Source organism: Streptomyces klenkii (genome assembly GCF_003626645.1).
GTDB lineage: Bacteria > Actinomycetota > Actinomycetes > Streptomycetales > Streptomycetaceae > Streptomyces > Streptomyces klenkii.
The window spans coordinates 108655-133797 of sequence record NZ_RBAM01000003.1 but is presented as its reverse complement, the minus strand read 5'-3'; the positions used below and the strand labels follow the sequence as shown (position 1 = coordinate 133797).

General features: G+C 71.4%; 20 protein-coding genes and 1 pseudogene. 15 read left to right on the top strand and 6 right to left on the bottom strand.

Features of this window, described 5'->3' with window-relative positions:
• The first annotated feature begins 137 nt into the window (after window positions 1-137).
• Entirely contained in the window at window positions 138-590 is a 453-nt protein-coding gene (locus D7231_RS07345) for a Rieske (2Fe-2S) protein (RefSeq protein ID WP_120754136.1), read from the top strand.
• 18 nt (window positions 591-608) lie between these two features.
• On the opposite strand, the gene D7231_RS07340 is transcribed toward D7231_RS07345, so the two are convergent.
• The gene (locus D7231_RS07340) at window positions 609-1568 is read right to left on the bottom strand and encodes a hypothetical protein (RefSeq protein ID WP_120754135.1); all 960 of its coding nucleotides are present in this window, start codon (window positions 1566-1568) and stop codon (window positions 609-611) included.
• A gap of 236 nt (window positions 1569-1804) precedes the next feature.
• Here D7231_RS07340 and D7231_RS07335 point away from each other — a divergent pair, with 236 nt between their 5' ends.
• From D7231_RS07335 to pgi, 13 genes and pseudogenes are all read left to right on the top strand, one after another.
• The gene (locus D7231_RS07335; protein ID WP_120754134.1) at window positions 1805-2431 is read left to right on the top strand and encodes a papain-like cysteine protease family protein; all 627 of its coding nucleotides are present in this window, start codon (window positions 1805-1807) and stop codon (window positions 2429-2431) included.
• Between the two features lie 16 nt (window positions 2432-2447).
• Window positions 2448-3293, top strand: coding sequence for a hypothetical protein (locus D7231_RS07330; RefSeq protein WP_120754584.1), 846 nt, complete (start codon window positions 2448-2450; stop codon window positions 3291-3293).
• Window positions 3294-3495: 202 nt separating this feature from the next.
• The gene (gene uvrC / locus D7231_RS07325; RefSeq protein ID WP_120754133.1) at window positions 3496-5520 is read left to right on the top strand and encodes an excinuclease ABC subunit UvrC; all 2025 of its coding nucleotides are present in this window, start codon (window positions 3496-3498) and stop codon (window positions 5518-5520) included.
• A gap of 66 nt (window positions 5521-5586) precedes the next feature.
• Window positions 5587-6519 carry an RNase adapter RapZ gene (rapZ, locus tag D7231_RS07320; protein ID WP_030366603.1) on the top strand — a complete coding sequence of 311 codons (933 nt, stop codon included), beginning with the start codon at window positions 5587-5589 and terminating at the stop codon, window positions 6517-6519.
• Entirely contained in the window at window positions 6516-7568 is a 1053-nt protein-coding gene (locus D7231_RS07315) for a gluconeogenesis factor YvcK family protein (RefSeq protein ID WP_120754132.1), read from the top strand. The genes rapZ and D7231_RS07315 overlap by 4 nt, the downstream gene beginning before the upstream one ends.
• Window positions 7559-8557 carry a DNA-binding protein WhiA gene (gene whiA, locus D7231_RS07310; RefSeq protein WP_120754131.1) on the top strand — a complete coding sequence of 333 codons (999 nt, stop codon included), beginning with the start codon at window positions 7559-7561 and terminating at the stop codon, window positions 8555-8557. Before D7231_RS07315 ends, whiA begins: the two co-directional genes overlap by 10 nt.
• Window positions 8558-8714: 157 nt before the next feature.
• Window positions 8715-10925, top strand: a pseudogene (locus D7231_RS07305) (M14 family metallopeptidase); the annotation flags it as partial.
• Between the two features lie 335 nt (window positions 10926-11260).
• Window positions 11261-12265 carry a type I glyceraldehyde-3-phosphate dehydrogenase gene (gap, locus tag D7231_RS07300; RefSeq protein WP_120754129.1) on the top strand — a complete coding sequence of 335 codons (1005 nt, stop codon included), beginning with the start codon at window positions 11261-11263 and terminating at the stop codon, window positions 12263-12265.
• A 128-nt stretch (window positions 12266-12393) separates the two neighbouring features.
• On the top strand, window positions 12394-13605 hold the full coding sequence (locus D7231_RS37205; RefSeq protein WP_120754128.1) for a phosphoglycerate kinase: 1212 nt from the start codon (window positions 12394-12396) through the stop codon (window positions 13603-13605).
• Between the two features lie 6 nt (window positions 13606-13611).
• Window positions 13612-14388 (top strand): triose-phosphate isomerase, encoded by a 777-nt coding sequence (tpiA, locus tag D7231_RS37200; protein WP_120754127.1) that lies wholly within the window; start codon window positions 13612-13614, stop codon window positions 14386-14388.
• A gap of 116 nt (window positions 14389-14504) precedes the next feature.
• Window positions 14505-14735: a preprotein translocase subunit SecG gene (gene secG, locus D7231_RS07285; protein ID WP_030366610.1), complete on the top strand. Its 231-nt coding sequence runs from the start codon at window positions 14505-14507 to the stop codon at window positions 14733-14735.
• Between the two features lie 161 nt (window positions 14736-14896).
• Window positions 14897-15232 (top strand): RNA polymerase-binding protein RbpA, encoded by a 336-nt coding sequence (locus D7231_RS07280; protein ID WP_003957010.1) that lies wholly within the window; start codon window positions 14897-14899, stop codon window positions 15230-15232.
• Between the two features lie 114 nt (window positions 15233-15346).
• Window positions 15347-16999, top strand: coding sequence for a glucose-6-phosphate isomerase (pgi, locus tag D7231_RS07275; RefSeq protein ID WP_120754583.1), 1653 nt, complete (start codon window positions 15347-15349; stop codon window positions 16997-16999).
• Window positions 17000-17125: 126 nt separating this feature from the next.
• Here pgi and pgl read toward each other — a convergent pair whose 3' ends face one another.
• From pgl to tkt, 5 genes are read right to left on the bottom strand one after another with little or no spacing between them, the layout of a single operon-like run.
• Entirely contained in the window at window positions 17126-17905 is a 780-nt protein-coding gene (gene pgl, locus D7231_RS07270; protein ID WP_120754126.1) for a 6-phosphogluconolactonase, read from the bottom strand.
• A complete protein-coding gene (gene opcA / locus D7231_RS07265) occupies window positions 17902-18987 on the bottom strand; it encodes a glucose-6-phosphate dehydrogenase assembly protein OpcA (RefSeq protein WP_120754125.1) in 1086 nt (361 codons plus the stop codon). The genes pgl and opcA overlap by 4 nt, the downstream gene beginning before the upstream one ends.
• Window positions 18984-20510, bottom strand: coding sequence for a glucose-6-phosphate dehydrogenase (gene zwf, locus D7231_RS07260; RefSeq protein ID WP_120754124.1), 1527 nt, complete (start codon window positions 20508-20510; stop codon window positions 18984-18986). Before zwf ends, opcA begins: the two co-directional genes overlap by 4 nt.
• Window position 20511: 1 nt before the next feature.
• On the bottom strand, window positions 20512-21627 hold the full coding sequence (gene tal, locus D7231_RS07255) for a transaldolase (RefSeq protein ID WP_120754123.1): 1116 nt from the start codon (window positions 21625-21627) through the stop codon (window positions 20512-20514).
• Window positions 21628-21663: 36 nt separating this feature from the next.
• Window positions 21664-23751 carry a transketolase gene (gene tkt, locus D7231_RS07250; protein WP_120754122.1) on the bottom strand — a complete coding sequence of 696 codons (2088 nt, stop codon included), beginning with the start codon at window positions 23749-23751 and terminating at the stop codon, window positions 21664-21666.
• Window positions 23752-24184: 433 nt separating this feature from the next.
• On the opposite strand from tkt, the gene D7231_RS07245 reads away from it, so the two are divergent.
• Window positions 24185-25126: a heme o synthase gene (locus D7231_RS07245; protein WP_241999606.1), complete on the top strand. Its 942-nt coding sequence runs from the start codon at window positions 24185-24187 to the stop codon at window positions 25124-25126.
• The last annotated feature ends 17 nt before the right edge of the window (window positions 25127-25143 follow it).

The window sequence follows — 25143 nt, the reverse complement described above, 5'->3', positions numbered from 1 at the left end:
TGCGCCGGTCGCCGGGCGGGCTCTTCTCCTGAAGAGCCCGCCCGCTCGCGAAGAGCCCGCCCGGCCACCCGCGGGGAGGCTTCCGGCGCCGGGTAAGGTCGGTGCGCAGTCACCGTGAGTCCAGCGCTGGAGCCCCCATGAGCACCCCCTCGTCCCCGCAGAGCCCCGCCGAGACCCCCTGCGCGTCGCGGCGCACCGTGCTCCGGGGCGCGGCGCTCGCGGGCGTCGCCGGGCTGGGCGCCGCCGCCTGCGACGGCAAGACCGGCCCCAAGGCCGCCGCGGTGCCCACGGCGCCGGTGGACCTCGGCCCGGCGGCCGACGTTCCCGTCGGCCAGGCGCGGCTCTTCCGCGAGCAGCGGCTGATCGTCTCGCAGCCCGTGCAGGGCCAGTACAAGGCGTTCAGCGCGGTGTGCACGCACGCGGGCTGCGTGGCCGACAAGGTGGACAACGGCAAGGTCCGCTGCCCCTGCCACGGCAGCGAGTTCGACGTCAACACCGGCAAGGTCCTCCAGGGCCCGGCCGGTGACCCGCTGCCCTCCGTGCCGGTCCGCTCGACGGGCGGCAAGCTGATCGCGGGCCCCGAGGCGTAACGCCTGCCCGGAGGGGCCCTACGCCCACTCCCAGGCGATCCCCACGATGCCCGGCCGTACGGACGGCTCCACCAGGTGCACCATGCGGTGGCGGCCGGTGAGGGTCAGCTCCTGCAACCCGCCGCGGGGCGCCACCGCCGAGCTGCGGGTGAAGCGCAGGCAGCGCGCGGGCAGCGCGGCGGCGTCGAAGCGGACCTGGAGCACGTACTGCCCGCCGGCGAAGCTGAAGCCGCGCACATACTCGCTGCCCGGCCCGGCCGTGCCGTCGTCGAAGCCGTAGCCGAAGACGTGGGTGTCCCCGGCCCGCAGCCGGGTGTCGAACAGCAGCTCGGCCACCAGGACACCGGCCGCCGTGTGCCACCGCACGCGCCCCACGCGGCAGTTCTCGCTCGCCCGCACGGCCACCCGGCCGGGGTCGCAGCCCTCGTCCCCGTGGTGGATGGCGAGGTAGCGGTCCACACCGTCCCGGTGGGCGCGCACCACGTGGTGGGAGTCGCGCCCCCGCAGCTCACGGCCGGCCCCGATGCGGACCCGCTCCAGGTGGCAGACGGTGTGCAGGCCGCCGTCGGCGGGCGACTCCAGCTCGGCGAGGAGCCGCTCCAGCGCGCGGGACTCCTCGACCAGCGAGCGGTACGAGCGCGCGGCCGGCCGCTCGGCGCCGGTCCGCGGGGCGACCGGCTCCAGCAGCCGGGTGAGGGCGTGGGCGGGCAGCTCCAGGACCTCCTCCAGGACCCGCACCGCCCGCAGCGACTCCGGCCGCTGCGGCCGCCGCGCCCCCTGCTGCCAGTAGCTCAGGCTCGTCACGCCGATGTGCACGCCGCGCTGCGCGAGCCGGCGCTGTACCCGGTGCAGCGCGAGCCCCCGCACGGTCAGCGCCGTCCGCAGCGCCACGTGGAACGGCCCGGTGCGCAGGGCGCGGGCCAGCTCGGCCTCGGCCGCGTGGCCTTCCGGGCCCCCGCCGGGCCGTGTGCGTGCCATCCGTTCCCACCCCTTGTGCTCTGTGAATATTCACAAGCGGTGAATGCGGCGGGGCCCGCCGGACCGCCGTGATCCGCGTGGCCGGGCAGCGGACGTTCACATCCGGTACGCCTCGTTCACACCGTCGGCTCACCGAGCATTGAAGCCTGTTGACCATTCACTGACAACTCCCTGATGCTCCTCACCAGCGTCCGGACGCGCCTCCATCACCACCCCCCGCCTCGGGAGGAACGTCCATGTCCCGTGCATCGGCACAACTGAACAAGCCCCGGAAGGCCCGCATACGCGGCAGACGGCTGTCCACCGCAGCCGTCGTCGCGGCCACGCTGCTCGCCGTCCCCACCACGGCATCGGCAGCCGGCGGGGACCACGCGTCCTTGCAGGCCTCGAAGAAGCTCAACATCACCATGCAGGCCCAGCAGAAGAGCAATTGGTGCTGGGCCGCCTCCGGCAACACCATCGCCACCTGGTTCGGGCGCAACTACACCCAGAACCAGTTCTGCAACGCGGCGTTCAACCGCCAGCAGGGCACGGAGTGCCCCAACAACCAGGCCACGCTGGGCAATGTGCAGACAGGCCTCCAGTGGGCCGGAATCAACCCCGGCTCGTACGTGACCGGTTGGCTGCGCTACCCGACCGTCCAGAGCGAGGTCAACGGCAACCGGCCCATCGAGACCCGCATCCAGTGGTCCTCCGGCGGCGGCCACATGCACGTCCTCTACGGCTACGACGACGCGAGCGGGTTCGTGTACTGGGGCGACCCCTGGCCCTCCAGCAACCGCTACAACTGGGCCTCGCACGACTGGTACGTGAACAACAGCAACTTCTCCTGGACCCACTCGCTCTACCGGATCGGGGCGTGACGACATGACCGACCGGATGACCCGTCAGGCAGCCCGGCAGCAGCACTCCCGGCGCAACGCGGCCCGTGCGGTGGCCGCCGGCGCCGTCACCGCCGCCGCGCTCGGCCTCGCCCCGCTCGCCCACGCCGCCACCCCGGCGCCTCCCGCGGCCCCCACCGCCGCCGGAGTCTCCGCCGCGCACGAGGCGGCCGCCTCCCCGGCGACCCTCGGGACGCTGTCCCGCTTCTTCGCCCGCGACGGTGCGGTCGCCGCGGCGAAGGCGCAGCCGAGGATCGAGGGCGCGACCGTGCCCGTCTACACGCTCTCCCCGGAGTTCGTGGCGGGCAAGAACGGCGCCCCCGTCGCCACGCTCGAGTTCCTCGCCAGCAAGGCGGTCTCGGCCGACGGCCGGAAGGCGTCGGTGTGGACCGCGCGCAGCGGAGGTGACTGGAAGGTCGTCAACATCGCCACCGGTGACGACGAGACGCGCTACGCCGCCGAAGGGCAGCGGAAGCTCAGCGGAGGCACCGTCTTCCGTGAGCCCCAGATCGACGCGTGGTACGTCCAGCGCGGCGAGCGGGTCCTGCCGCTGGACGACGATGCCGTCCGGGCCGTGGGCGCGCAGGGCACTACGCTCGACGGCTACCGCGCCCGGGTCCACAAGGCGTACGGCGACAAGCTGCCCGGCTCCGCGTACGCGAAGAAGGGGGAGGCGGGCGGCTACGGGCAGGAGCCGGCCGCGGCCGCGGAGCAGCAGGCGGCCCCCGCGCCGCAGGGCGGCTCCGGCCCGCTGACCACGGCGTCCGCGGCGGCGGCCGGCGGCACGGCCCTGCTCCTGGGCGCGGGGGCGGTGGTGGCGCGCCGCAGGCTCCGGCGCCGCTGACCCCGGCCCGGTCAGGACGGGTCCCCGCCGACCCGTCCTGACCGGTCCTGACCGGGTCTGATCCGTTCTGATCCGCTCCGATTCACCCTGATCCACCCCGCGTTCCCGGTTCCGTCCCCGGCGACCACCCCCCGCCGGGGCCGGAGCCGGTCCCTCCGCGGGCGGACGCCGATTGTCACTGCCCGCAAGTAGGGTGTGTGACATGGCCGACCCCAGCAGCTACCGACCCAAGCCGGGACAGATCCCCGACTCGCCGGGGGTCTACAGATTCCGTGACGAGCACGGCCGGGTGATCTACGTCGGGAAGGCGAAGAGCCTGCGCCAGCGCCTCTCGTCGTACTTCCAGGACCTCGCCGGCCTGCACCCGCGCACCCGCACGATGGTGACCACGGCCGCCTCCGTCGAGTGGACCGTGGTCTCCACCGAGGTCGAGGCGCTCCAGCTCGAATACTCCTGGATCAAGGAGTACGACCCGCGGTTCAACGTCAAGTACCGCGACGACAAGAGCTATCCCTCCCTCGCCGTCACCCTGGGCGAGGAGTTCCCGCGCGTCCAGGTCATGCGCGGCCCCAAGAAGAAGGGCGTGCGCTACTTCGGCCCGTACGCCCACGCCTGGGCCATCCGCGAGACCGTCGACCTGATGCTGCGCGTCTTCCCCGTGCGCACCTGCTCGGCCGGGGTGTTCAAGCGCTCCGCCCAGATCGGCCGCCCCTGCCTGCTGGGGTACATCGGCAAGTGCTCCGCCCCCTGCGTCGGCCGGGTCAGCCCCGAGGAGCACCGCGAACTGGCGGAGGAGTTCTGCGACTTCATGGCCGGCCGCACGGGCACCTACCTGCGCCGCCTGGAGCAGCAGATGCACGAGGCCGCCGAGGAGATGGAGTACGAGAAGGCCGCCCGCCTGCGGGATGACATAGAGGCCCTCCGGCGCGCCATGGAGAAGAACGCCGTCGTCCTCGCCGACGCCACCGACGCCGATCTCATCGCCGTCGCGGAGGACGAGCTGGAGGCCGCGGTCCAGATCTTCCACGTGCGCGGCGGCCGGGTGCGCGGCCAGCGCGGCTGGGTGACCGACAAGGTGGAGGCCGTCGACACCGCCGGCCTCGTCGAGCACGCCCTCCAGCAGCTCTACGGCGAGGAGAGCGGCGACGCGGTGCCCAAGGAGGTCCTGGTCCCGGCCCTGCCGGAGCCGGTGGAGCCCGTCGCCCAGTGGCTGGGCCGGCGCCGGGGCTCCCGCGTCGACCTGCGCATCCCCCAGCGCGGGGACAAGAAGGACCTGATGGCGACGGTCGAGCGCAATGCCCAGCAGGCCCTCGTCCTGCACAAGACCAAGCGCGCCTCCGACCTGACCACCCGCTCCCGGGCGCTGGAGGAGATCGCCGAGGCCCTGGAGCTGGACTCCGCGCCGCTGCGCATCGAGTGCTTCGACATCTCCCACCTCCAGGGGCAGGACGTGGTCGCGTCCATGGTCGTCTTCGAGGACGGCCTGGCCCGCAAGAGCGAGTACCGCCGCTTCCAGATCAAGGGTCGTGTCGGAGACACGCAGGTCTGGCACGGCGAGGGCCAGGACGACGTCCGGTCCATGCACGAGGTGATCGGCCGGCGCTTCCGCCGCTATCTGCTGGAGAAGCAGAAGGCGGGGGAGTGGTCCGAGGAGAACGCCGTCGAGGCCGCTGAAGCCGAAGCCGAAGAGGGGACCGCCCGCACCGAGGACGGCCGCCCCAAGCGCTTCGCCTACCCGCCGCAGCTCGTCGTGGTCGACGGCGGGCAGCCGCAGGTGGCCGCCGCCCGCCGCGCGCTGGACGAGCTCGGCATCGACGATGTGGTGGTCTGCGGCCTCGCCAAGCGCCTGGAGGAGGTCTGGCTGCCCGGCGAGGACGACCCCGTCGTCCTGCCCCGCACCAGCGAGGGCCTCTACCTCCTCCAGCGCGTGCGCGACGAGGCCCACCGCTTCGCCATCGCCTACCAGCGCAGCAAACGCACCAAGACGCTCAAGGCCGGGCCGCTGGATGCGGTCCCGGGCCTCGGGGAGACCCGCAAGAAGGCCCTGCTGAAGCACTTCGGCTCGGTCAAGCGGCTGCGCGCCGCCACGGTCGAGCAGATCTGCGAGACGCCGGGCATCGGTCGCAAGACCGCCGAGACGATCGCCGCCGCGCTCGCGGCGGCCGCCCCGCCCGCCCCCGCCGTGAACACGGCGACGGGCGAGATCATGGAAGAGGCGGGGGAATGACGGGACACGCAGTATGGAAGGACGGGGCCGCGACCGCGGCGCCGTCGGTGAGACGGGGGTAGCAGCATGACCGGGAACGACCGAGACGGAGCACAGGTGAGTACGGGCACGACGGCGGATGCGGCGGCCGAGACGGCGGGCATCCCCGAACTGGTGATCATCTCCGGCATGTCGGGGGCGGGCCGCAGCACCGCCGCCAAGTGCCTGGAGGACCTCGGCTGGTTCGTCGTCGACAACCTGCCGCCCGCCCTGATCCCCACCATGGTGGACCTCGGCGCCCGCTCCCAGGGCAACGTGGCCCGCATCGCCGTGGTGGTGGACGTCCGCGGCCGGCGCTTCTTCGACAACCTCCGCGAGTCCCTGGCCGACCTGGCCGCCAAGCAGGTCAAGCGGCGCGTGATCTTCCTGGAGGCTTCGGACGACGCCCTGGTGCGCCGCTTCGAGTCGGTGCGCCGCCCGCACCCCCTCCAGGGCTCGGGCCGCATCGTCGACGGCATCGCCGCCGAGCGCGACCTGCTGCGCGAGCTGCGCGGCGACGCCGACCTGGTGATCGACACCTCCAGCCTGAACGTCCACGAGCTGCGCGCCAAGATGGACGCCCAGTTCGCCGGCGAGGAGGAGCCGGAGCTGCGGGCCACGGTCATGTCCTTCGGCTACAAGTACGGCCTGCCCGTCGACGCCGACCTCGTGGTGGACTGCCGCTTCCTGCCCAACCCGCACTGGGTGCCGGAGCTGCGCCCCTTCACGGGCCTGAACGAGGAGGTCTCGGGCTACGTCTTCAACCAGCCCGGTGCCAAGGAGTTCCTCGACCGCTACACCGAGCTCCTCCAGCTCATCGCCGCGGGCTACCGCCGCGAGGGCAAGCGCTACGTGACCATCGCGGTCGGCTGCACGGGCGGCAAGCACCGCTCCGTGGCGATGTCCGAGAAGCTCGCCCACCGCCTCGTCTCCGAGGGCGTGGAGACGGTCGTCGTGCACCGGGACATGGGGCGCGAGTGACCGGCCGCACGTCCAGGCTCCACCGGGTGCGCCGTCTCGTCCCCGGGCGGGTCACGCGCGGCCCCGAGGGGCGCACGAAGCGCGGCGCCCAGCCCAAGGTCGTCGCCCTCGGCGGCGGTCACGGCCTGTCCGCTTCGCTCGCCGCCCTGCGCCGGATCACCGGCGACCTCACCGCCGTCGTCACCGTCGCCGACGACGGCGGCTCCAGCGGGCGGCTCCGCGACGAGCTGGGCGTGCTGCCCCCCGGCGACCTGCGCAAGGCCCTCGCCGCCCTGTGCGGCGACGACGACTGGGGCCAGACCTGGGCCCGGGTGATCAAGCACCGCTTCACCAGCGAGGGCGATCTGCACGACCACGCCGTCGGCAATCTGCTGATCGTCGCCCTGTGGGAGCAGCTGGGCGACCCCGTCCAGGCCCTCGACCTGGTCGGCAAGCTGCTGGGCGCGCACGGCCGGGTGCTGCCCATGTCCGCCGTGCCGCTGGAGCTGCAAGCGCTCGTCCGCGGCCACGACCCGGCCGAGCCCGATGCCGTCACGACCGTCCGCGGCCAGGCCACGGTGGCGCTGACCCGCGGCGAGGTGCAGTCCGTGCACGTCGTCCCGGAGGACCCGCCGGCCGTGCCCGAGGCCGTCGCCGCCGTCCTCGACGCCGACTGGGTCGTGCTCGGCCCCGGCTCCTGGTTCTCCTCCGTCATCCCGCACCTGCTCGTCCCCGAGCTGCTGGAAGCCCTCCAGGAGACCAAGGCCCGCCGGGTGCTGTCGTTGAACCTCGCACCACAACCGGGTGAAACCGATGGCTTCTCCCCGCAGCGTCATTTGGAGGTTTTGGCCCGACACGCCCCTAAACTCGCCCTGGACGTGGTGCTGGCCGACGAGGCCGCCGTGCCCGACCGGGAGAGCCTCACCGAAGCCGCGAAGCGGCTCGGGGCCGCGGTCGAGCTGGCGCCGGTCGCCGCGCCCGACGGCTCCCCGACCCATGACCCGGAGCTGTTGGCCGCCGCGTACGACCGTATTTTTCGGATGCATGGAAGGATCGGCCCATGGCGATGACGGCAGCGGTGAAGGATGAAATCTCCCGGCTCCCCGTCACCCGCACCTGCTGCCGGAAAGCGGAGGTCTCGGCGATCCTGCGGTTCGCGGGCGGTCTGCACCTGGTCAGCGGGCGCATCGTGATCGAGGCGGAGCTGGACACCGGGATCGCCGCCCGGCGGCTGCGCAAGGACATCCTGGAGATCTTCGGGCACGCCTCCGACCTGGTGGTGATGGCCCCCGGCGGGCTCCGCAGAGGCAGCCGGTACGTGGTCCGGGTGGTGGCGGGCGGTGACCAGCTGGCGCGCCAGACCGGCCTGGTCGACGGCCGCGGCCGGCCGATCCGCGGGCTGCCCCCGCAGGTCGTCTCCGGTGCCACCTGCGATGCCGAGGCCGCCTGGCGGGGCGCCTTCCTCGCGCACGGCTCCCTCACCGAGCCCGGCCGCTCCTCCTCCCTGGAGGTGACCTGCCCCGGGCCCGAGGCGGCGCTCGCGCTGGTCGGCGCGGCCCGCCGGCTCCAGATCGCGGCCAAGGCGCGCGAGGTGCGCGGCGTGGACCGCGTGGTCGTCCGCGACGGCGACGCGATCGGCGCCCTGCTGACCCGGCTGGGCGCGCACGAGTCGGTGCTGGCCTGGGAGGAGCGGCGGATGCGCCGCGAGGTCCGGGCCACGGCCAACCGCCTCGCCAACTTCGACGACGCCAACCTGCGCCGTTCGGCCCGCGCCGCGGTCGCGGCCGGCGCCCGGGTGCAGCGCGCGCTGGAGATCCTGGGCGAGGAGGTGCCCGAGCACCTCGCCGCCGCGGGCCGGCTGCGCATGGAGCACAAGCAGGCGTCGCTGGAGGAGCTCGGCGCGCTGGCCGACCCGCCGCTGACCAAGGACGCCGTCGCGGGCCGCATCCGGCGCCTGCTGGCCATGGCCGACAAGCGCGCCCAGGACCTCGGCATCCCCGGCACCGAGTCCAACCTCTCGGACCTGTCCGAGGAGATGGTGGAGGGCATGGCCGGCTGACCGGCCGCCGCCTTCGGCCATTCGCCTCCGGTTCGAGCCACCCCGGTGCCGTGCAGGGCGCCGGAGGGTGGCTCTTTCTGCATCGTTGACATGATCATGCAGTCTCTCCAGTCTGGCGTCCGTGCACTGACGTGGCAGACAACAGCAAGGGGGGCTCATGAGACGCAGGACGAGATCGGTCCTCGCGGCGGCTTCGCTGCTCTTCGGCGGACTGGCCGCGGCACCCTTCGCCCACGCACAACCCGCCGCCGCGGCCGCGGCGCGCGACGATGACGGCGCACCGGCCGTCTGGACCGCCAGGATCACCGCCGACCAGGTGCCGCTGCTGCTCGCGGCCGGCGTCGACGGCCAGGAGCTCGCCGAGCGCCCGCAAGGGACCAAGGCGGCCTCCGTCGAGCTCTACCTCACCCCCGGCCAGGCCCGTGACCTGCGCGCACGCGGCATCGGCCTCACCGAGAAGCGGATCCCCGAGCGCACGCGGAAGCGCCTCAAGGCCGCGGGCGACGGCGTCTTCCGCCCGTACAGCGGCAAGAACGGCCTCCAGCAGGAGCTCCTGGATACCGCGAAGGCCCACCCCGGCCTCACCAAGGTCGTGAGCATCGGCAAGACCGTCCGCGGCCAGGACATCCTCGCCCTGAAGCTGAGCAAGGACGCCCGCACCGAGGCCGACGGCCGCAAGCCCGCCGTGCTGTACATGTCCAACCAGCACGCCCGTGAGTGGATCACGCCCGAGATGACGAGGCGGCTGCTCCACCACTACCTCGACGGCTACGGCAAGGACGCCCGCCTCACCGACGTCGTGGACCGCGCCGAACTCTGGTTCGTCCTCTCCGCCAACCCCGACGGCTACGACTACACCTTCCAGAGCCCGGCCACCCGCCTGTGGCGCAAGAACCTGCGCGACAACAACGGCGACGGGAAGATCACCCCGGGCGACGGCGTCGACCTCAACCGCAACTTCCCCTACAAGTGGGGCTACGACAACGAGGGTTCGTCCCCCCGCCCGGGCTCCGAGACCTACCGCGGCCCGGCCCCCGCCTCCGAGCCGGAGACGCGGGCGCTCGACGCCTTCGAGAAGAAGCACCGCTTCGGCTACGCCGTGAACTACCACTCGGCGGCCGAACTACTGCTCTACGGCGTCGGCTGGCAGGTCGCCACGCCGACTCCGGACGACGTCCTGTACAAGGCGCTCGCCGGCACCCCGGAGAAGTCCGCGATCCCGGGCTACCGCCCGCAGGTCTCCTCCGAGCTCTACACGACCAACGGCGAGGCCGACGGCCACGCGGCGAACGTCAACGGCACGATGATGTTCACCCCGGAGATGTCGACCTGCCGCACCGCCTCCGAGGCCGACCCCCACGACCGCTGGGACCCGGCCGACTGCCCGTCGTCCTTCAGCTTCCCCGACGACGAGAAGCTCATCCAGCAGGAGTTCGCGAAGAACATCCCGTTCGCGCTCTCCGTGGCCGAGACCGCCGTCAACCGCGAGGGCGCCGACCGGCCCCGCTCGTCCGTCGGCCTCACCGCCCCCGACTTCACCCCCGACGCCTTCACCACCTCCTACGCCCTCGGCGACGAGCAGGAGGTCTCCGTCACCGCCCGCAAGAGCCTGCGCGAACTCCGCCTCAACTACCGCATCGACGGCGGGCGCACGCACTCCGCGCCGCTGAAGGCATGGAAGGGCGGCGACCGCTACGGCGGCCGGGACAGCATCCGCTTCGCCGAGTACCGCGGCTACGTCGAGGGCGCCGAACCCGGCTCCAGCGTCCGGGTCTGGTACACCGGCAGGACGGCCGACGGCAGGCCCACCGCCAGTGAACCCTTCACCTACGCCGTGGCGCACCGCCCCGAGGCCGACACCCTGGTGATCGCCGACGAGGGCGGCACGACCGTCGCCCGGCACGCCGCCGTTTACACCGGAGCCCTGGCCGCGGCCGGCCGCGACGCCGCCGTCTGGGACGTCGCCACCCGGGGCGCGCCCCACGCGCTCGGCGTGCTCGGCCACTTCAAGAGCGTCCTGTGGTACTCCGGCGACAACCGGCCCGGCGGCGCCACCCTGCTGGCCGTGCGGGACTTCGTCAACGAGGGCGGCAAGCTCATCGCCGCGGGCAAGCAGGCGGGCGGATACGCCGTCGTCGGCGCCGCCGAGACGAACGACTTCAGCCAGTACTACCTGGGCGCCGGCAGCCGGGCCGCGCAGCCCGCCCCCGCGCGTTTCACCGGGACCGGCGCCCTCGCCGGCACCGCCGTCCGCCTCGGCGACGCCCCCGGCGACCGGGTGGACGGCGCGGGCACGTACACCCCCGTCTCCGACGAGCTGCCGCCGGCGGGCTTCCCGCAGTTCCGCAGCGCCGCCGCGGGGGAGTACACGAACGGCGCAACGGGCGCTCCGTGCACCGGGACAGTCGTCACGCTCCGTGACGGAGCTTGCGCGGCGACGGCCGATGTACGCCGCGCGGCCGCCGTCTCCACCCCCGCCACGGTGCTCCTGGGCTTCGGTCTCCAGCACGTCCCGGACCCCGCCGAAAGGTCCGCGCTCATTAGTGCAGCCCTGCGCTCTGTCAAGGGGTGAAGCCGCCTTGGAGGCCCAGTGACGCCAATGTCACGTCCCTCCCTTCTTAGAGGTAGGGTCGGTGGTGGTCGGGGACATCCCAATACAGCCCGCCGGCGGACAGTCCGGCACACCAACGAGGAGATCGGTTCGTGACGATCCGCGTAGGCATCAACGGCTTTGGCCGTATCGGTCGCAACTACTTCCGCGCGCTGCTGGAGCAGGGTGCGGACATCCAGATCGTCGGTGTCAACGACCTCACCGATAACGCCACTCTGGTGCACCTGCTGAAGTACGACAGCATCCTGGGTCGTCTCAAGCACGAGGTCAGCCACACCGACGACACGATCACTGTCGGCGACATGACCTTCAAGACGATGGCCGAGCGCGACCCCGCGAACCTGCCCTGGGGCGAGCTGGGCGCCGACATCGTCATCGAGTCCACCGGCATCTTCACCAAGCGCGAGGATGCCGCCAAGCACCTCGCCGCCGGCGCGAAGAAGGTCCTCATCTCGGCTCCGGCCAAGAACGAGGACATCACCATCGTGATGGGCGTCAACCAGGACAAGTACGACGCGGCCAACCACCACGTCATCTCCAACGCCTCCTGCACCACCAACTGCGTGGCGCCGATGGCCAAGGTCCTCGACGAGACCTTCGGCATCGTCAAGGGCATGATGACGACGGTCCACGCGTACACCAACGACCAGCGCATCCTGGACTTCCCGCACTCCGACCTGCGTCGCGCCCGCGCCGCCGCGGAGAACATCATCCCGACCTCGACCGGTGCCGCCAAGGCCACCGCCCTGGTCCTCCCGCAGCTGAAGGGCAAGCTGGACGGCATCGCCATGCGCGTCCCGGTCCCGACCGGCTCGGTCACCGACCTCGTCCTGGAGCTCGACCGCGAGACCACCAAGGAAGAGATCAACGCCGCCTTCCAGAAGGCCGCCGAGGGGCAGCTCAAGGGCATCCTCGAGTACACCGAGGACCCGATCGTCTCCTCCGACATCGTCAACTGGCCCGCCTCCTGCACCTTCGACTCGCAGCTGACGATGGTCCAGGGCAAGCAGGTCAAGGTCGTCGGCTGGTACGACAACGAGTGGGGCTACTCCAACCGCCTGGTGGACCTGACCGTCTTCGTCGGCGGCCAGCTCTGATCTCACTGCCAGCTGGTCGTACGATCACAGGCATCGGGATGTAGGGGACGGGGCTCGTACGACGCGATGAAGCGTCGTACGAGCCCCGTCTCATGAATGACCCCTTACGGAAGTACCGGAGTCACCGCATGAAGACGATCGACGAACTCATCCAGGACGGTGTCGAGGGCAAGCGGATCTTCGTCCGCGCCGACCTCAACGTGCCGCTCGACGGCACCACCATCACCGACGACGGCCGCATCCGCGCCGTCGCCCCGACGATCGCCAAGCTCGCCGCCGCGGGCGCCAAGGTGATCGTCGCCTCCCACCTGGGCCGTCCCAAGGGCGCCCCGGACGCTCAGTTCTCCCTCGCCCCGGCCGCGACGCGGCTCGGCGAGATCCTGGGCAAGAAGGTCTCGTTCGCCACCGACACGGTCGGCGACAGCGCGAAGGCCACCGTCGCCGCACTGGCGAACGGCGAGGTCACGCTGCTGGAAAACCTCCGCTTCAACGCGGGCGAGACCAGCAAGGACGACGCGGAGCGCGGCGCCTTCGCCGACGCCCTCGCGTCCCTGGCCGACCTGTACGTGGGCGACGGCTTCGGCGCCGTGCACCGCAAGCACGCCTCGGTCTTCGACCTCCCGGCGCGCCTGCCGCACGCCGCCGGCGACCTGATCGCCACCGAGGTCGGCGTCCTGAAGAAGCTCACCGAGGACGTCGCGCGCCCCTACGTGGTCGTGCTCGGCGGCGCCAAGGTCTCCGACAAGCTGGGTGTCATCGACAACCTGCTGGAGAAGGCCGACCGCATCCTCATCGGCGGCGGCATGTCGTACACCTTCCTCAAGGCCAAGGGCCACGAGGTCGGCATCTCGCTGCTCCAGGAGGACCAGATCCCGGTCTGCCTGGAGTACCTGGCCCGCGCCGAGCAGCGCGGCGTGGAGTTCGTCCTCCCCGTCGACGTCCTGGTCTCGGCCGACTTCCCGGACCTGAAGACCAAGGCCCCGGCCAACCCGGAGCTCGTCGCCTCGGACGCCATCCCGGCGGACAAGGAGGGCCTGGACATCGGCCCGAAGACGCGTGAGCTCTACGCCTCGAAGCTCGCCGACGCCGGCACCGTCTTCTGGAACGGCCCGATGGGCGTCTTCGAGCACCCCGACTACGCCAACGGCACCAAGGCCGTTGCCCAGGCCCTGCTGAACTGCGACGGCTTCACCGTCGTGGGTGGCGGCGACTCGGCCGCGGCCGTGCGCATCCTGGGCTTCGACGAGAATGCTTTCGGCCACATCTCGACCGGCGGCGGCGCCAGCCTCGAGTACCTCGAGGGCAAGACGCTCCCCGGCCTCGCCGCACTGGAGGACTGAACCACTGTGAGTGCACGTACCCCGCTGATGGCGGGCAACTGGAAGATGAACCTCAACCACCTCGAGGCCATCGCCCACGTCCAGAAGCTCGCCTTCGCGCTCGCCGACAAGGACTACGACGGCACCGAGGTCGCCGTCCTGCCGCCCTTCACCGACCTCCGCTCGGTGCAGACGCTGGTCGACGGCGACAAGCTGAAGATCAAGTACGGTGCCCAGGACGTCTCGGCGTTCGACTCCGGCGCCTACACCGGCGAGATCTCCGGCGCCATGCTCGCCAAGCTCAAGTGCACCTACGTGGCGATCGGGCACTCCGAGCGCCGCCAGTACCACGGCGAGACCGACGAGCTCTGCAACGCCAAGGTCAAGGCCGCCTACCGGCACGGGCTGACCCCGATCCTGTGCGTCGGCGAGGGCCTGGACGTCCGCAAGGCCGGCGCCCAGGTCGCGCACACCCTCGCGCAGGTCGACGGCGCCCTCAAGGACGTCCCGGCCGAGCAGGCCGAGAGCATCGTCATCGCCTACGAGCCGGTGTGGGCCATCGGCACCGGCGAGGTCGCCACGCCCGAGGACGCCCAGGAGGTCTGCGGGGCCGTCCGCGGCCGCCTGACCGAGCTCTACGGCCGCGAGGTCGCCGACAAGATCCGCATCCAGTACGGCGGCTCCGTCAAGTCCGGCAACATCGCCGCGATCATGGCGCAGCCGGACGTCGACGGCGCCCTGATCGGCGGCGCCGCGCTGGACGTGGACGACTTCGTCAAGATCGTGCGCTTCCGCGACCAGTAGCGGCGCTATGACGACGGACGCGGTCCGTCGTACCCTGTCGGGGCCGGGACCGGCACTTTCCGTGCCGCCCGGCCCCTCACCGTTCACCGTCCGAGAGAGTTGGTCCAGCCGTGGTCATGGGGTTCTCGATCGCCCTCATCATCTTCAGCGTGCTGATGATGATGCTGGTGCTCATGCACAAGGGGAAGGGCGGCGGCCTGTCCGACATGTTCGGCGGTGGCATGCAGTCCTCCGTCGGCGGCTCCTCCGTCGCCGAGCGCAACCTCGACCGCATCACCGTGGTCGTCGGGCTGCTCTGGTTCGCGTGCATCGTCGCACTCGGCCTGCTGATGAAGCTCGATAGCTGACGTCCCGTCGTGAACGCGGCCTATCATTGAGGTCGCGTCCACACGGCCGGGCTGTAACTCCTGCCACTGGACGCGCGTTGGGCCTTACGTAGACTGGGGCGCCCGCAGCGGAGCCGTCGGTTCAGACGGTCCGCAGCACCATTACGCAGGGAGTTACGACCGTGGCAAGTGGCAACGCGATCCGGGGAAGCCGGGTCGGAGCGGGGCCGATGGGTGAGGCCGAGCGGGGCGAGTCCGCGCCGCGCCTCCGCATCTCCTTCTGGTGCTCTAACGGGCACGAGACGCAGCCGAGCTTCGCCAGCGACGCACAGGTGCCGGACACGTGGGACTGCCCGCGCTGCGGCTTCCCGGCAGGTCAGGACCGGGACAATCCGCCGGACCCGCCGCGCACCGAGCCGTACAAGACCCATCTCGCCTACGTCCGGGAGCGGCGCAGCGACGCCGACGGCGAGGCGATCCTCGCCGAGGCGCTCGCGAAGCTCCGCGGCGAGATCTGACACCGAACGGCACCCCTCGTGGGTGCCGTTTCGCGTTGCGCTCGAACCGGCCGCAGATCAATTAGGTTGGAGGGCGGCGGGGCAGTTACGACAACGAATGGGCTGATGTCCGAGATGAACGCAGAGGACCGCACCAGGCTGGACCGGACCCCGGAGTGGAATGCTCTGGCCAAACACCGGGACGAACTGGGGGAGGTGCACCTGCGCGAGCTCTTCGCGGACGACCCGCGGCGGGCCGAGAAGTACGCCCTCACCGTCGGCGACCTCCACCTGGACTACTCAAAGCACCTCGTCACCGACGAGACCCTGTGCCTGCTGCGCGAGCTCGCCGCGGCCACGGGCGTCGCGGAGCTGCGCGACGCCATGTTCCGCGGCGAGAAGATCAACACCACCGAGGGCCGCGCCGTGCTGCACACCGCGCTGCGCGCCCCGGAGTCCGCCGTCGTCAAGGTCGACGGCGAGAACGTCGTCCCGGCCGTGCACGCCGTGCTCCGCAAGATGCAGGTCTTCTGCGACCGGGTGCTCTCGGGCGACTGGAAGGGCCACACGGGCCGGCCCATCAAGAACGTCGTCAACATCGGCATCGGCGGATCCGACCTCGGTCCGGCGATGGCCTACGAGGCGCTGCGCGCCTACACCGCCCGCGACATGACGTTCCGTTTCGTCTCCAACGTGGACGGCGCCGACCTGCACGAGGCCCTGCGCGACCTCGACGCCGCCGAGACGCTCTTCATCGTCGCCTCCAAGACGTTCACGACGATCGAGACCATCACCAACGCCACCTCCGCGCGGAACTGGCTGCTGACCGAGCTGCGGGCCGGCGAGGACGCCGTCGCCAAGCACTTCGTGGCCCTGTCGACGAACGAGGAGAAGGTCTCCGAGTTCGGCATCGACACCACCAACATGTTCGAGTTCTGGGACTGGGTCGGCGGCCGCTACTCCTACGACTCGGCCATCGGGCTCTCCCTGATGCTCGCCATCGGCCCGGACCGCTTCCGCGAGATGCTCGCCGGCTTCCACCTCGTCGACGAGCACTTCCGCACGGCGCCCTTCGAGGAGAACGCCCCGCTGCTGCTCGGCCTGCTGGGCGTCTGGTACGGCAACTTCCACGGCGCGCAGTCGCACGCGGTCCTGCCCTACAGCCACTACCTGTCCAAGTTCGCGGCGTACTTGCAGCAGCTGGACATGGAGTCCAACGGCAAGTCGGTCGACCGGGAAGGACAGCCCGTCGGCTGGCAGACCGGGCCCGTCGTCTGGGGCACCCCCGGCACGAACGGGCAGCACGCGTATTACCAGCTGATCCACCAGGGCACGAAGCTGATCCCGGCGGACCTGCTGGGCTTCGCCAAGCCCGTGGACGACCTCCTGCCGGGGCTCGTGGCCCAGCACGACCTGCTGATGGCGAACCTGTTCGCCCAGGGCCAGGCGCTGGCCTTCGGCAAGACGCCGGAGGAGGTCGCGGCGGAGGGCGTCCCGGCCGAGCTCGTCCCCCACAAGACGTTCCGCGGGAACCACCCGACGACGACGATCCTCGCGAGCGAGCTGACTCCGTCGGTGCTGGGGCAGTTGATCGCCTTGTACGAACACAAGGTGTTCGTCCAGGGGGCGATCTGGAACATCGACTCCTTCGACCAGTGGGGCGTGGAGCTGGGGAAGGTCCTGGCGAAGCGGGTGGAGCCGGCGCTGACGGAGGGTGCGGACGTTCCGGGGCTGGATGCGTCCACGGCGGCGCTGGTAGCCCGCTACCGGGAGCTGCGGGGCCGCTGAGCCGGGCTGGGCACCGCCGGTCGCGTTGACGGTGGCTGATCGCCGTCGCGGCGGGACCGGGGCCTCTAAAACGGCCCGGCCCCCCTCGTGGGGGACCGGGCCGTCGGTTTGCGGAGCAGAGCCCCGTCAGGGGGACGCCGGCGGGTACAAGCCCCGCGGGAGGCGCGCCGCCGCGGCGGCGTCCAGCAGCCACAGCGTGCGGCTGCGGCCGTACGCCCCGGCGGCCGGCGCCTGGATCTCGCCCGCACCGCTCAACGCGAGCGCAACCGCGTTCGCCTTGTCCTCGCCCGCCGCGAGCAGCCAGACCTCCCGCGCCGCCCGGATCGCCGGCAGCGTCAGGGAGACGCGCGTCGGCGGCGGCTTGGGCGCGCCGTGGACGCCCACGACCGTGCGCTCGGTCTCCCGTACGCCCGGCATCTCGGGGAAGAGCGAGGCGACGTGCGTGTCGGGGCCGACGCCCAGCAGGAGCACGTCGAACGACGGCACGGGACCGTGGTCCTCGGGCCGCGCCGCCTTGGCGAGCTCGGCCGCGTAGGCCTCGGCCGCCGCGTCGGCGTCGTCGTGGGTGCCGTCGGCGGCGGGCATGTAGTGCACCCGCGCCGGGTCGAGGTCCACGGCGTCCAGCAGGGCCTCGCGGGCCTGCGTGGCGTTGCGCTCCGGGTCGTCCTGGGGCAGGAAGCGCTCGTCGCCCCACCACAGGTCGAGCCGGGACCAGTCGACCGCGTCCCGGGCGGGCGCCTCGGCGAGGGCCGCGAGCAGCCCGTTGCCGTTGCGCCCGCCGGTGAGGACCACGGACGCCGAGCCGCGGGCGGCCTGGGCGTCGACGATCTTCGTGATCAGCCGGGCCGCCGCGGCCTGGGCCATCAGCTCCTTGTCCCGGTGGACGACGATCTGCGGGGTGCTCACTTGCCGGCCGCCTTCTTGCCGCCGCCGGCCTTCTTGGCGGGAGCCGCGGAGGCGGCCGGAGCGGCCTTCTCCTCAGAGCCCGGAGCCTCCGCGGCCGGAGCCTCGGCGTCGGCGGGCGCCGGAGCGGCCTCCGTAGCCGGGGCCTTGGCGGCCGGCGCGTGGTTCAGCCGGTCCACGCCGTACTTGAGCGCGGACTGGTAGATGTCGTCCGGGTCGAGCCGGCGCAGCTCCTCCGCGAGGAGCTCCGCCGTCTCGCGCCGCTGGAGGGCGACGGCGCGGTCGGGCTGGCCGGGCATGGAGAGCGTGGCCAGGGAGCCGTCCGGGCGGCCCAGGACGACGGGGCCGGCCTTGGTCTCCAGGCGGACGGCCGTCAGGCCGGGGCCGTCGGAGACGGTGCGGCGCACCGGGACGCCGAGGCGGTCGGCGAGCCACAGGGCGAGGAGCTCGGCGCTGGGGTTGTAGCCCTCGCCCTCGACCTCCGCGGAGACGACGTCGGCGTGCTGCTGGTCCAGGGCGGCCGCGAGCATGGAGCGCCACGGCGTGATCCGGGCCCAGGCGAGGTCGGTGTCGCCGGGCGTGTAGTGCGCCGAGCGGGCCGAGAGCTCCTTGACGGGGTCCTCGGCGGCGTACGCGTCGGTGACGCGGCGCTGGCCGAGGGCGCCGAGCGGGTCCTCGTGGGGGTCGACCGGGGAGCCGACGGGCCACCAGACGACGACGGGGGCGTCCGGCAGCAGCAGCGGCAGGACGACCGACTGGGCGTGGTCGATCACGTCGCCGTAGAGCCGCAGGACGACCGTCTCGCCGGTGCCGGCGGAGGTGCCGACCCGGACCTCGGCGTCGAGGCGGGCCTTGGCGCGGTCGCGCGGGGAGCGGCTGACGCGCTTGATGACGACGAGCTTGCGCGAGGGGTGCTCGCGGGACGCGTCGTTGGCGGCCTTGAGCGCGTCGTAGGCGTGCTCCTCGTCGGTGACGATGACGAGGGTGAGCACCATGCCGACGGCCGGGGTGCCGATCGCTCGGCGGCCCTGGACCAGAGCATTGTTGATCTTGCTGGACGTGGTGTCCGTGAGGTCCATCTTCATGGCCGGCGCCAGCTCCGTCCGTCTCGTGCGAGCATCTCGTCGGCTTCGACCGGGCCCCAGGTGCCGGCGGGGTAGGACGCGGGCTTGCCGTTCTTGTCCCAGTACTCCTCGATGGGGTCGAGGATCTGCCAGGACAGCTCGACCTCCTTCAGGCGCGGGAAGAGGTTGGCGTCGCCCAGCAGCACATCGAGGATGAGCCGCTCGTAGGCCTCGGGGCTGGACTCGGTGAAGGACTCGCCGTAGGCGAAGTCCATCGAGACGTCCCGGACCTCCATCTGGGTGCCGGGCACCTTCGAGCCGAACCGCATGGTGACGCCCTCGTCCGGCTGCACCCGGATGACCAGGGCGTTCTGCCCGAGCTCCTCGGTGGCGGTGTGGTCGAAGGGCGAGTGCGGGGCGCGCTGGAAGACGACCGCGATCTCGGTGACGCGGCGGCCCAGCCGCTTGCCGGTGCGCAGGTAGAAGGGGACGCCCGCCCAGCGGCGGTTGTCGATCTCCAGCTTGATCGCGGCGTAGGTGTCGGTCTTGGAGTTCGGGTCGATGCCGTCTTCCTCCAGGTAGCCGACGACCTCCTCGCCGCCCTGCCAGCCGTGCGCGTACTGGCCGCGGACGGTCTCCTTGCCGAGGTCCTTGGGCAGCCGGACGGCGCCCAGCACCTTGGTCTTCTCGGCGACCAGCGCGTCCGCGTCGAAGGAGGCGGGCTCCTCCATAGCGGTCAGCGCGAGCAGCTGGAGGAGGTGGTTCTGGATGACGTCGCGCGCGGCGCCGATGCCGTCGTAGTAGCCGGCGCGGCCGCCGATGCCGATGTCCTCGGCCATGGTGATCTGCACGTGGTCGACGTAGGACCGGTTCCAGATCGGCTCGAAGAGGGTGTTGGCGAAGCGGAGCGCCAGGATGTTCTGGACGGTCTCCTTGCCGAGGTAGTGGTCGATCCGGAAGACCTCTTCGGTCGGGAAGACCTCGTGGACGATCCGGTTGAGCTCCTGGGCGCTGGCCAGGTCGTGGCCGAAGGGCTTCTCGATGACGGCGCGCCGCCAGGAGCCCTCCTTCTGGTCGGCCAGGCCGTGCTTCTTCAGCTGCTGGACGACCTTGGGGAACCACTTCGGCGGCACGGAGAGGTAGAAGGCGAAGTTGCCGCCCGTGCCCTGGGCCGCGTCGAGCTCGTGGATGGTGGTCTTGAGCGTCTCGAACGCCTCGTCGTCGTCGAAGTCGCCCTGCACGAACCGGCAGCCCTGGACCAGCTGCTGCCAGACCTCCTCGCGGAAGGGCGTGCGGGCGTGCTCCTTGACCGCGTCGTGGACGATCTGGGCGAAGTCCTCGTTCTCCCAGTCGCGGCGCGCGAAGCCGATCAGCGAGAAGCCCGGCGGCAGCAGACCCCGGTTGGCGAGGTCGTACACCGCCGGCATCAGCTTTTTCCTGGACAAATCGCCCGTGACGCCAAAGATGACCAGGCCCGACGGCCCCGCGATGCGCGGGAGCCGTCGGTCCAGAGCGTCACGCAGCGGATTGCTGCTTGTGCTCAATTCACGCCTCCGGAGCGAGGCGCTTGAGCTCCGCCTCGGTGGACTTCAGCAGGTCGTTCCAGGACTGCTCGAACTTGTCGACGCCCTCGTCCTCCAGGAGCTGCACGACGTCGTCGTACGAGATCCCGATCTTCGCGAGCGCGTCGAGCTCGGCCTTGGCCTGCTCGTACGTGCCGCGCACCGTGTCACCGGTGATCTGCCCGTGGTCGGCCGTGGCCTCCAGGGTGGCCTCCGGCATGGTGTTGACCGTGTTCGGGGCGACCAGGTCGTCCACGTACAGCGTGTCCTTGTAGGCCGGGTCCTTGACGCCGGTCGAGGCCCACAGCGCGCGCTGCTTGTTGGCGCCGGCCTTCTCCAGGGCGGCCCAGCGGTCCGAGGAGAAGACCTCCTCGTAGGCCTGGTAGGCCAGGCGGGCGTTGGCGAGGGCGGCCTTGCCGCGCAGCGCCTTCGCCTCGTCGGTGCCCAGGGCGTCCAGGCGCTTGTCGATCTCGGTGTCCACGCGGGACACGAAGAAGGACGCGACCGAGTGGATCAGGGACAGGTCCAGGCCCGCGGCCTTGGCCGTCTCCAGACCGGTCAGGTAGGCGTCCATGACCGCGCGGTAGCGCTCGAGGGAGAAGATCAGCGTGACGTTGACGCTGATGCCCTTGCCGATCACGTCGGCGATGGCCGGCAGGCCCGCCTTGGTGGCCGGGATCTTGATCAGCGTGTTGGGGCGGTCCACCAGCCAGGCCAGCTGCTTGGCCTCGGCGACGGTGGCCTTGGTGTCGTGCGCGAGGCGCGGGTCGACCTCGATGGAGACCCGGCCGTCCTGGCCGTTCGTCGCGTCGAAGACCGGGCGCAGGATGTCGGCGGCGTCGCGGACGTCCGCCGTGGTGATCATGCGGATGGCCTCGTCGACGGTGACCTTGCGGGCCGCGAGGTCGGCGAGCTGCTGCTCGTAGCCCTCACCGCTGGAGATCGCCTTCTGGAAGATCGACGGGTTGGTCGTGACGCCCACGACGTGGCTCTGGTCGATCAGCTCGGCCAGGTTGCCGGACGTGATGCGCTTGCGGGACAGGTCGTCCAGCCAGATCGCGACGCCTTCGTCGGAGAGGCGCTTGAGTGCGTCTGTCATGGGTTCTGCATCTCCTACTTGCTCGTTAAGGGGGCGTCAGCGGCGGTTGGCGTCGGCGTGCTCGATCGACTCGCGCGCGGCCGCGACGACGGCCTCGGTGGTCAGACCGAACTCGCGGTAGAGCACCTTGTAGTCGGCGGAGGCGCCGAAGTGCTCCAGCGACACGATGCGGCCGGCCTCGCCGACGTAGCGGTGCCAGGTCAGGCCGATGCCCGCCTCGACGGCGACGCGGGCCTTGACGTCCGGCAGCAGCACGCCGTCGCGGTACGCCTGGTCCTGCTCCTCGAACCACTCGACGGACGGCATCGAGACCACGCGGGTCGGGATGCCCTCGGCCTGGAGCTGCTCGCGGGCCTCGACGGCCAGCTGGACCTCGGAGCCGGTGCCGATCAGGATCACCTGCGGACGGCCGCCCTCGGCCTCGAACAGGACGTAGCCGCCCTTGGCCGCACCCTCGTTCGCCTCGTACGTCGGGACGTTCTGGCGGGTGAGGGCCAGGCCGTGCGGCGCGGGCTTGACGGTGTGGCGCTTGGTGATCTCGCGCCAGGCGATGGCCGTCTCGTTGGCGTCGGCCGGGCGGACCATGTTCAGGCCCGGGATGGCGCGCAGGGCGGCCATGTGCTCGACCGGCTGGTGGGTCGGGCCGTCCTCGCCGAGGCCGATGGAGTCGTGCGTCCACACGTAGGTGACCGGCAGCTTCATCAGCGCGGCCAGGCGGACCGCCGGGCGCATGTAGTCGGAGAACACCAGGAAGGTGCCGCCGTAGACGCGGGTGTTGCCGTGCAGCGCGATGCCGTTCATGGTCGAACCCATGGCGTGCTCGCGGATGCCGAAGTGGATCGTGCGGCCGTACGGGTTCGCCTCGGGAAGCGGGTTGCCCTTCGGGAGGAAGGACGACGACGGGTCGATCGTCGTGTTGTTCGAACCGGCGAGGTCGGCGGAGCCGCCCCACAGCTCGGGGATCACGCCGCCCAGCGCCTTGAGGACCTCACCCGACGCCTTGCGGGTGGCGACGTCCTTGCCGGCCGGGAAGACCGGGAGGGCCTTCTCCCAGCCGTCGGGCAGCTCGCCCGCGGCGATGCGGTCGAAGTCCGCGGCGCGCTCCGGGTTGGCCTGACGCCACTCCTGGAGGCGCTTGTCCCACGTGGCGTGGGCCTCGCGGCCGCGGTCGACGACCTTGCGGACGTGGCTGAAGACCTCGTCCTCGACCTGGAAGTCCTGCTCGGGGTCGAAGCCCATGACGCGCTTGGTCGCGGCGACCTCGTCGGCACCCAGCGCCGAGCCGTGCGAGGCCTCGGTGTTCTGGGCGTTCGGGGCCGGCCAGGCGATGATCGTGCGCGCGGCGATGATCGAGGGGCGCTCGGTCTCCTCCTGCGCGGCCTTCAGGGCCGCGTGCAGGGCGTGGACGTCGAAGTCGCCGTTGGCGGCCTGCTCGATGCGCTGCACGTGCCAGCCGTAGGCCTCGTAGCGCCCCAGGACGTCCTCGGAGAACGCCGTCTCGGTGTCGCCCTCGATCGAGATGTGGTTGTCGTCGTAGAGCGCGACGATGTTGCCGAGCTTCTGGTGGCCGGCGAGCGAGGACGCCTCGGCGGAGATGCCCTCCTCCAGGTCGCCGTCGGAGACGATCGCCCAGATGGTGTGGTCGAACGGGGAGGTGCCCTCCGGCGCCTCCGGGTCGAACAGGCCGCGCTCGTAGCGGGCGGCCATGGCCATGCCCACGGCGTTGGCGATGCCCTGGCCCAGCGGGCCGGTCGTCGTCTCGACGCCACGGGTGTGACCGTGCTCCGGGTGGCCGGGGGTCTTGCTGTCCCAGGTGCGGAAGGACTTCAGGTCCGACAGCTCCAGGCCGTAGCCCGCCATGAAGAGCTGGACGTACAGCGTCAGGCTGGTGTGGCCGGGGGAGAGGACGAAGCGGTCGCGACCGGTCCAGTCGGCGTCACTGGGGTCGTGCCGCATCATCTTCTGGAACAGCAGGTAGGCGGCGGGCGCCAGGCTCATGGCCGTGCCCGGATGGCCGTTGCCGACCTTCTGCACGGAGTCCATGGCCAGGACGCGGGCGGTATCGACGGCCCGCTGGTCCAGTTCGGTCCATTCGAGGTCTGTGGTGGTCGGCTTGGTGCTCACCCTTGGATCAGGGCTCCTCTCCACATGGTCTTGTCTGCCGGGGGCGGTATGTTCCGCCACGACGCGGCGTGGTCGAGCCTACCCCTGCGGGGACGCGCATCTTTTCGACGTACAGTCGGCTGCCCGTTCGCGGGCAACCGAATCGCGGCGGCAGGGATTCCCGCCGCGGGTGCGGCGCCCTGGGTCCAGCCTGACGGGCGGCGCGCCCGCCCGCCTCCCGAAGACGACCGTTCCGTCATGTCCGGGGAGCTCCGCGGTGCTGTCCGGGGCGCGCGGCGACACGTCCGTGATCCGTTGTGCGCGCCCCCAACACGACCCACCCCGGCGGAGGCCGCGCCATGCCCTGCGTCTAAAGTGGCGTGGTACGCGCAAGTCTTTACCGGGCTTTCCGTCCCGGATGTGCTTGCTGGCCTTATCTCTGTCAGGGGTGTGCGTGACGGCCGTCGAATCCCGTCCTGCGGGGGTGCTTCCGGAGAGCCCCGGTCACCGGCCGTTCGGGGCCCGTGCCATGGCGTTCGTGGCGCTGACCAAGCCGCGTGTCATCGAGCTGCTGCTGATGACCACCGTGCCGGTGATGTTCCTCGCGGCGCAAGGTGTGCCGGACCTGTGGCTGGTCCTGGCCACCTGCATCGGCGGATACCTGTCCGCGGGCGGCGCCGGCGCGTTCAACATGTGGTACGACCGCGACATCGACGCCCTGATGGACCGTACGTCGCAGCGCCCGCTGGTGACCGGCATGGTCTCCGCGAAGGAGTGCCTGGTCTTCGCCTCCGCGCTGACGGTGGGCTCGACCCTGTGGTTCTGGTTCCTGGTCAACCCGCTGTCGGCGATGCTCTCCCTCGGTGCCAACGCCTTCTACGTCGTCATCTACACGATGATCCTCAAGCGCCGCACCGCGCAGAACATCGTCTGGGGCGGCATCGCGGGCTGCATGCCGGTCATCATCGGCTGGTCGGCCGTCACGAACTCCGTCTCCTGGGCCGCCGTCGTCCTCTTCCTGGTGATCTTCTTCTGGACGCCGCCGCACTACTGGCCGCTGTCGATGAAGGTCAAGGACGACTACGAGCGCGTCGGCGTGCCGATGCTGCCCGTCATCGCGGGCAACAAGGCGGTCGCCAAGCAGATCGTCCTCTACAGCTGGGTGATGGTCGCCGTCTCGCTCTCCCTCCAGCCGCTCGGCTACACCGGCTGGTTCTACACGGTCGTCGCGGCCGCGCTGGGCGCCTTCTGGCTCAAGGAGGCCCACGCCCTCCAGATCCGCGCCAACGCCGGCATCACGGGCGCGAAGCTCAAGGAGATGCGGCTCTTCCACTGGTCCATCACGTACGTGTCGCTGCTGTTCGTCGCCGTGGCCGTGGATCCCTTCCTTCGTTAATTACTGGTGGGTAGCAT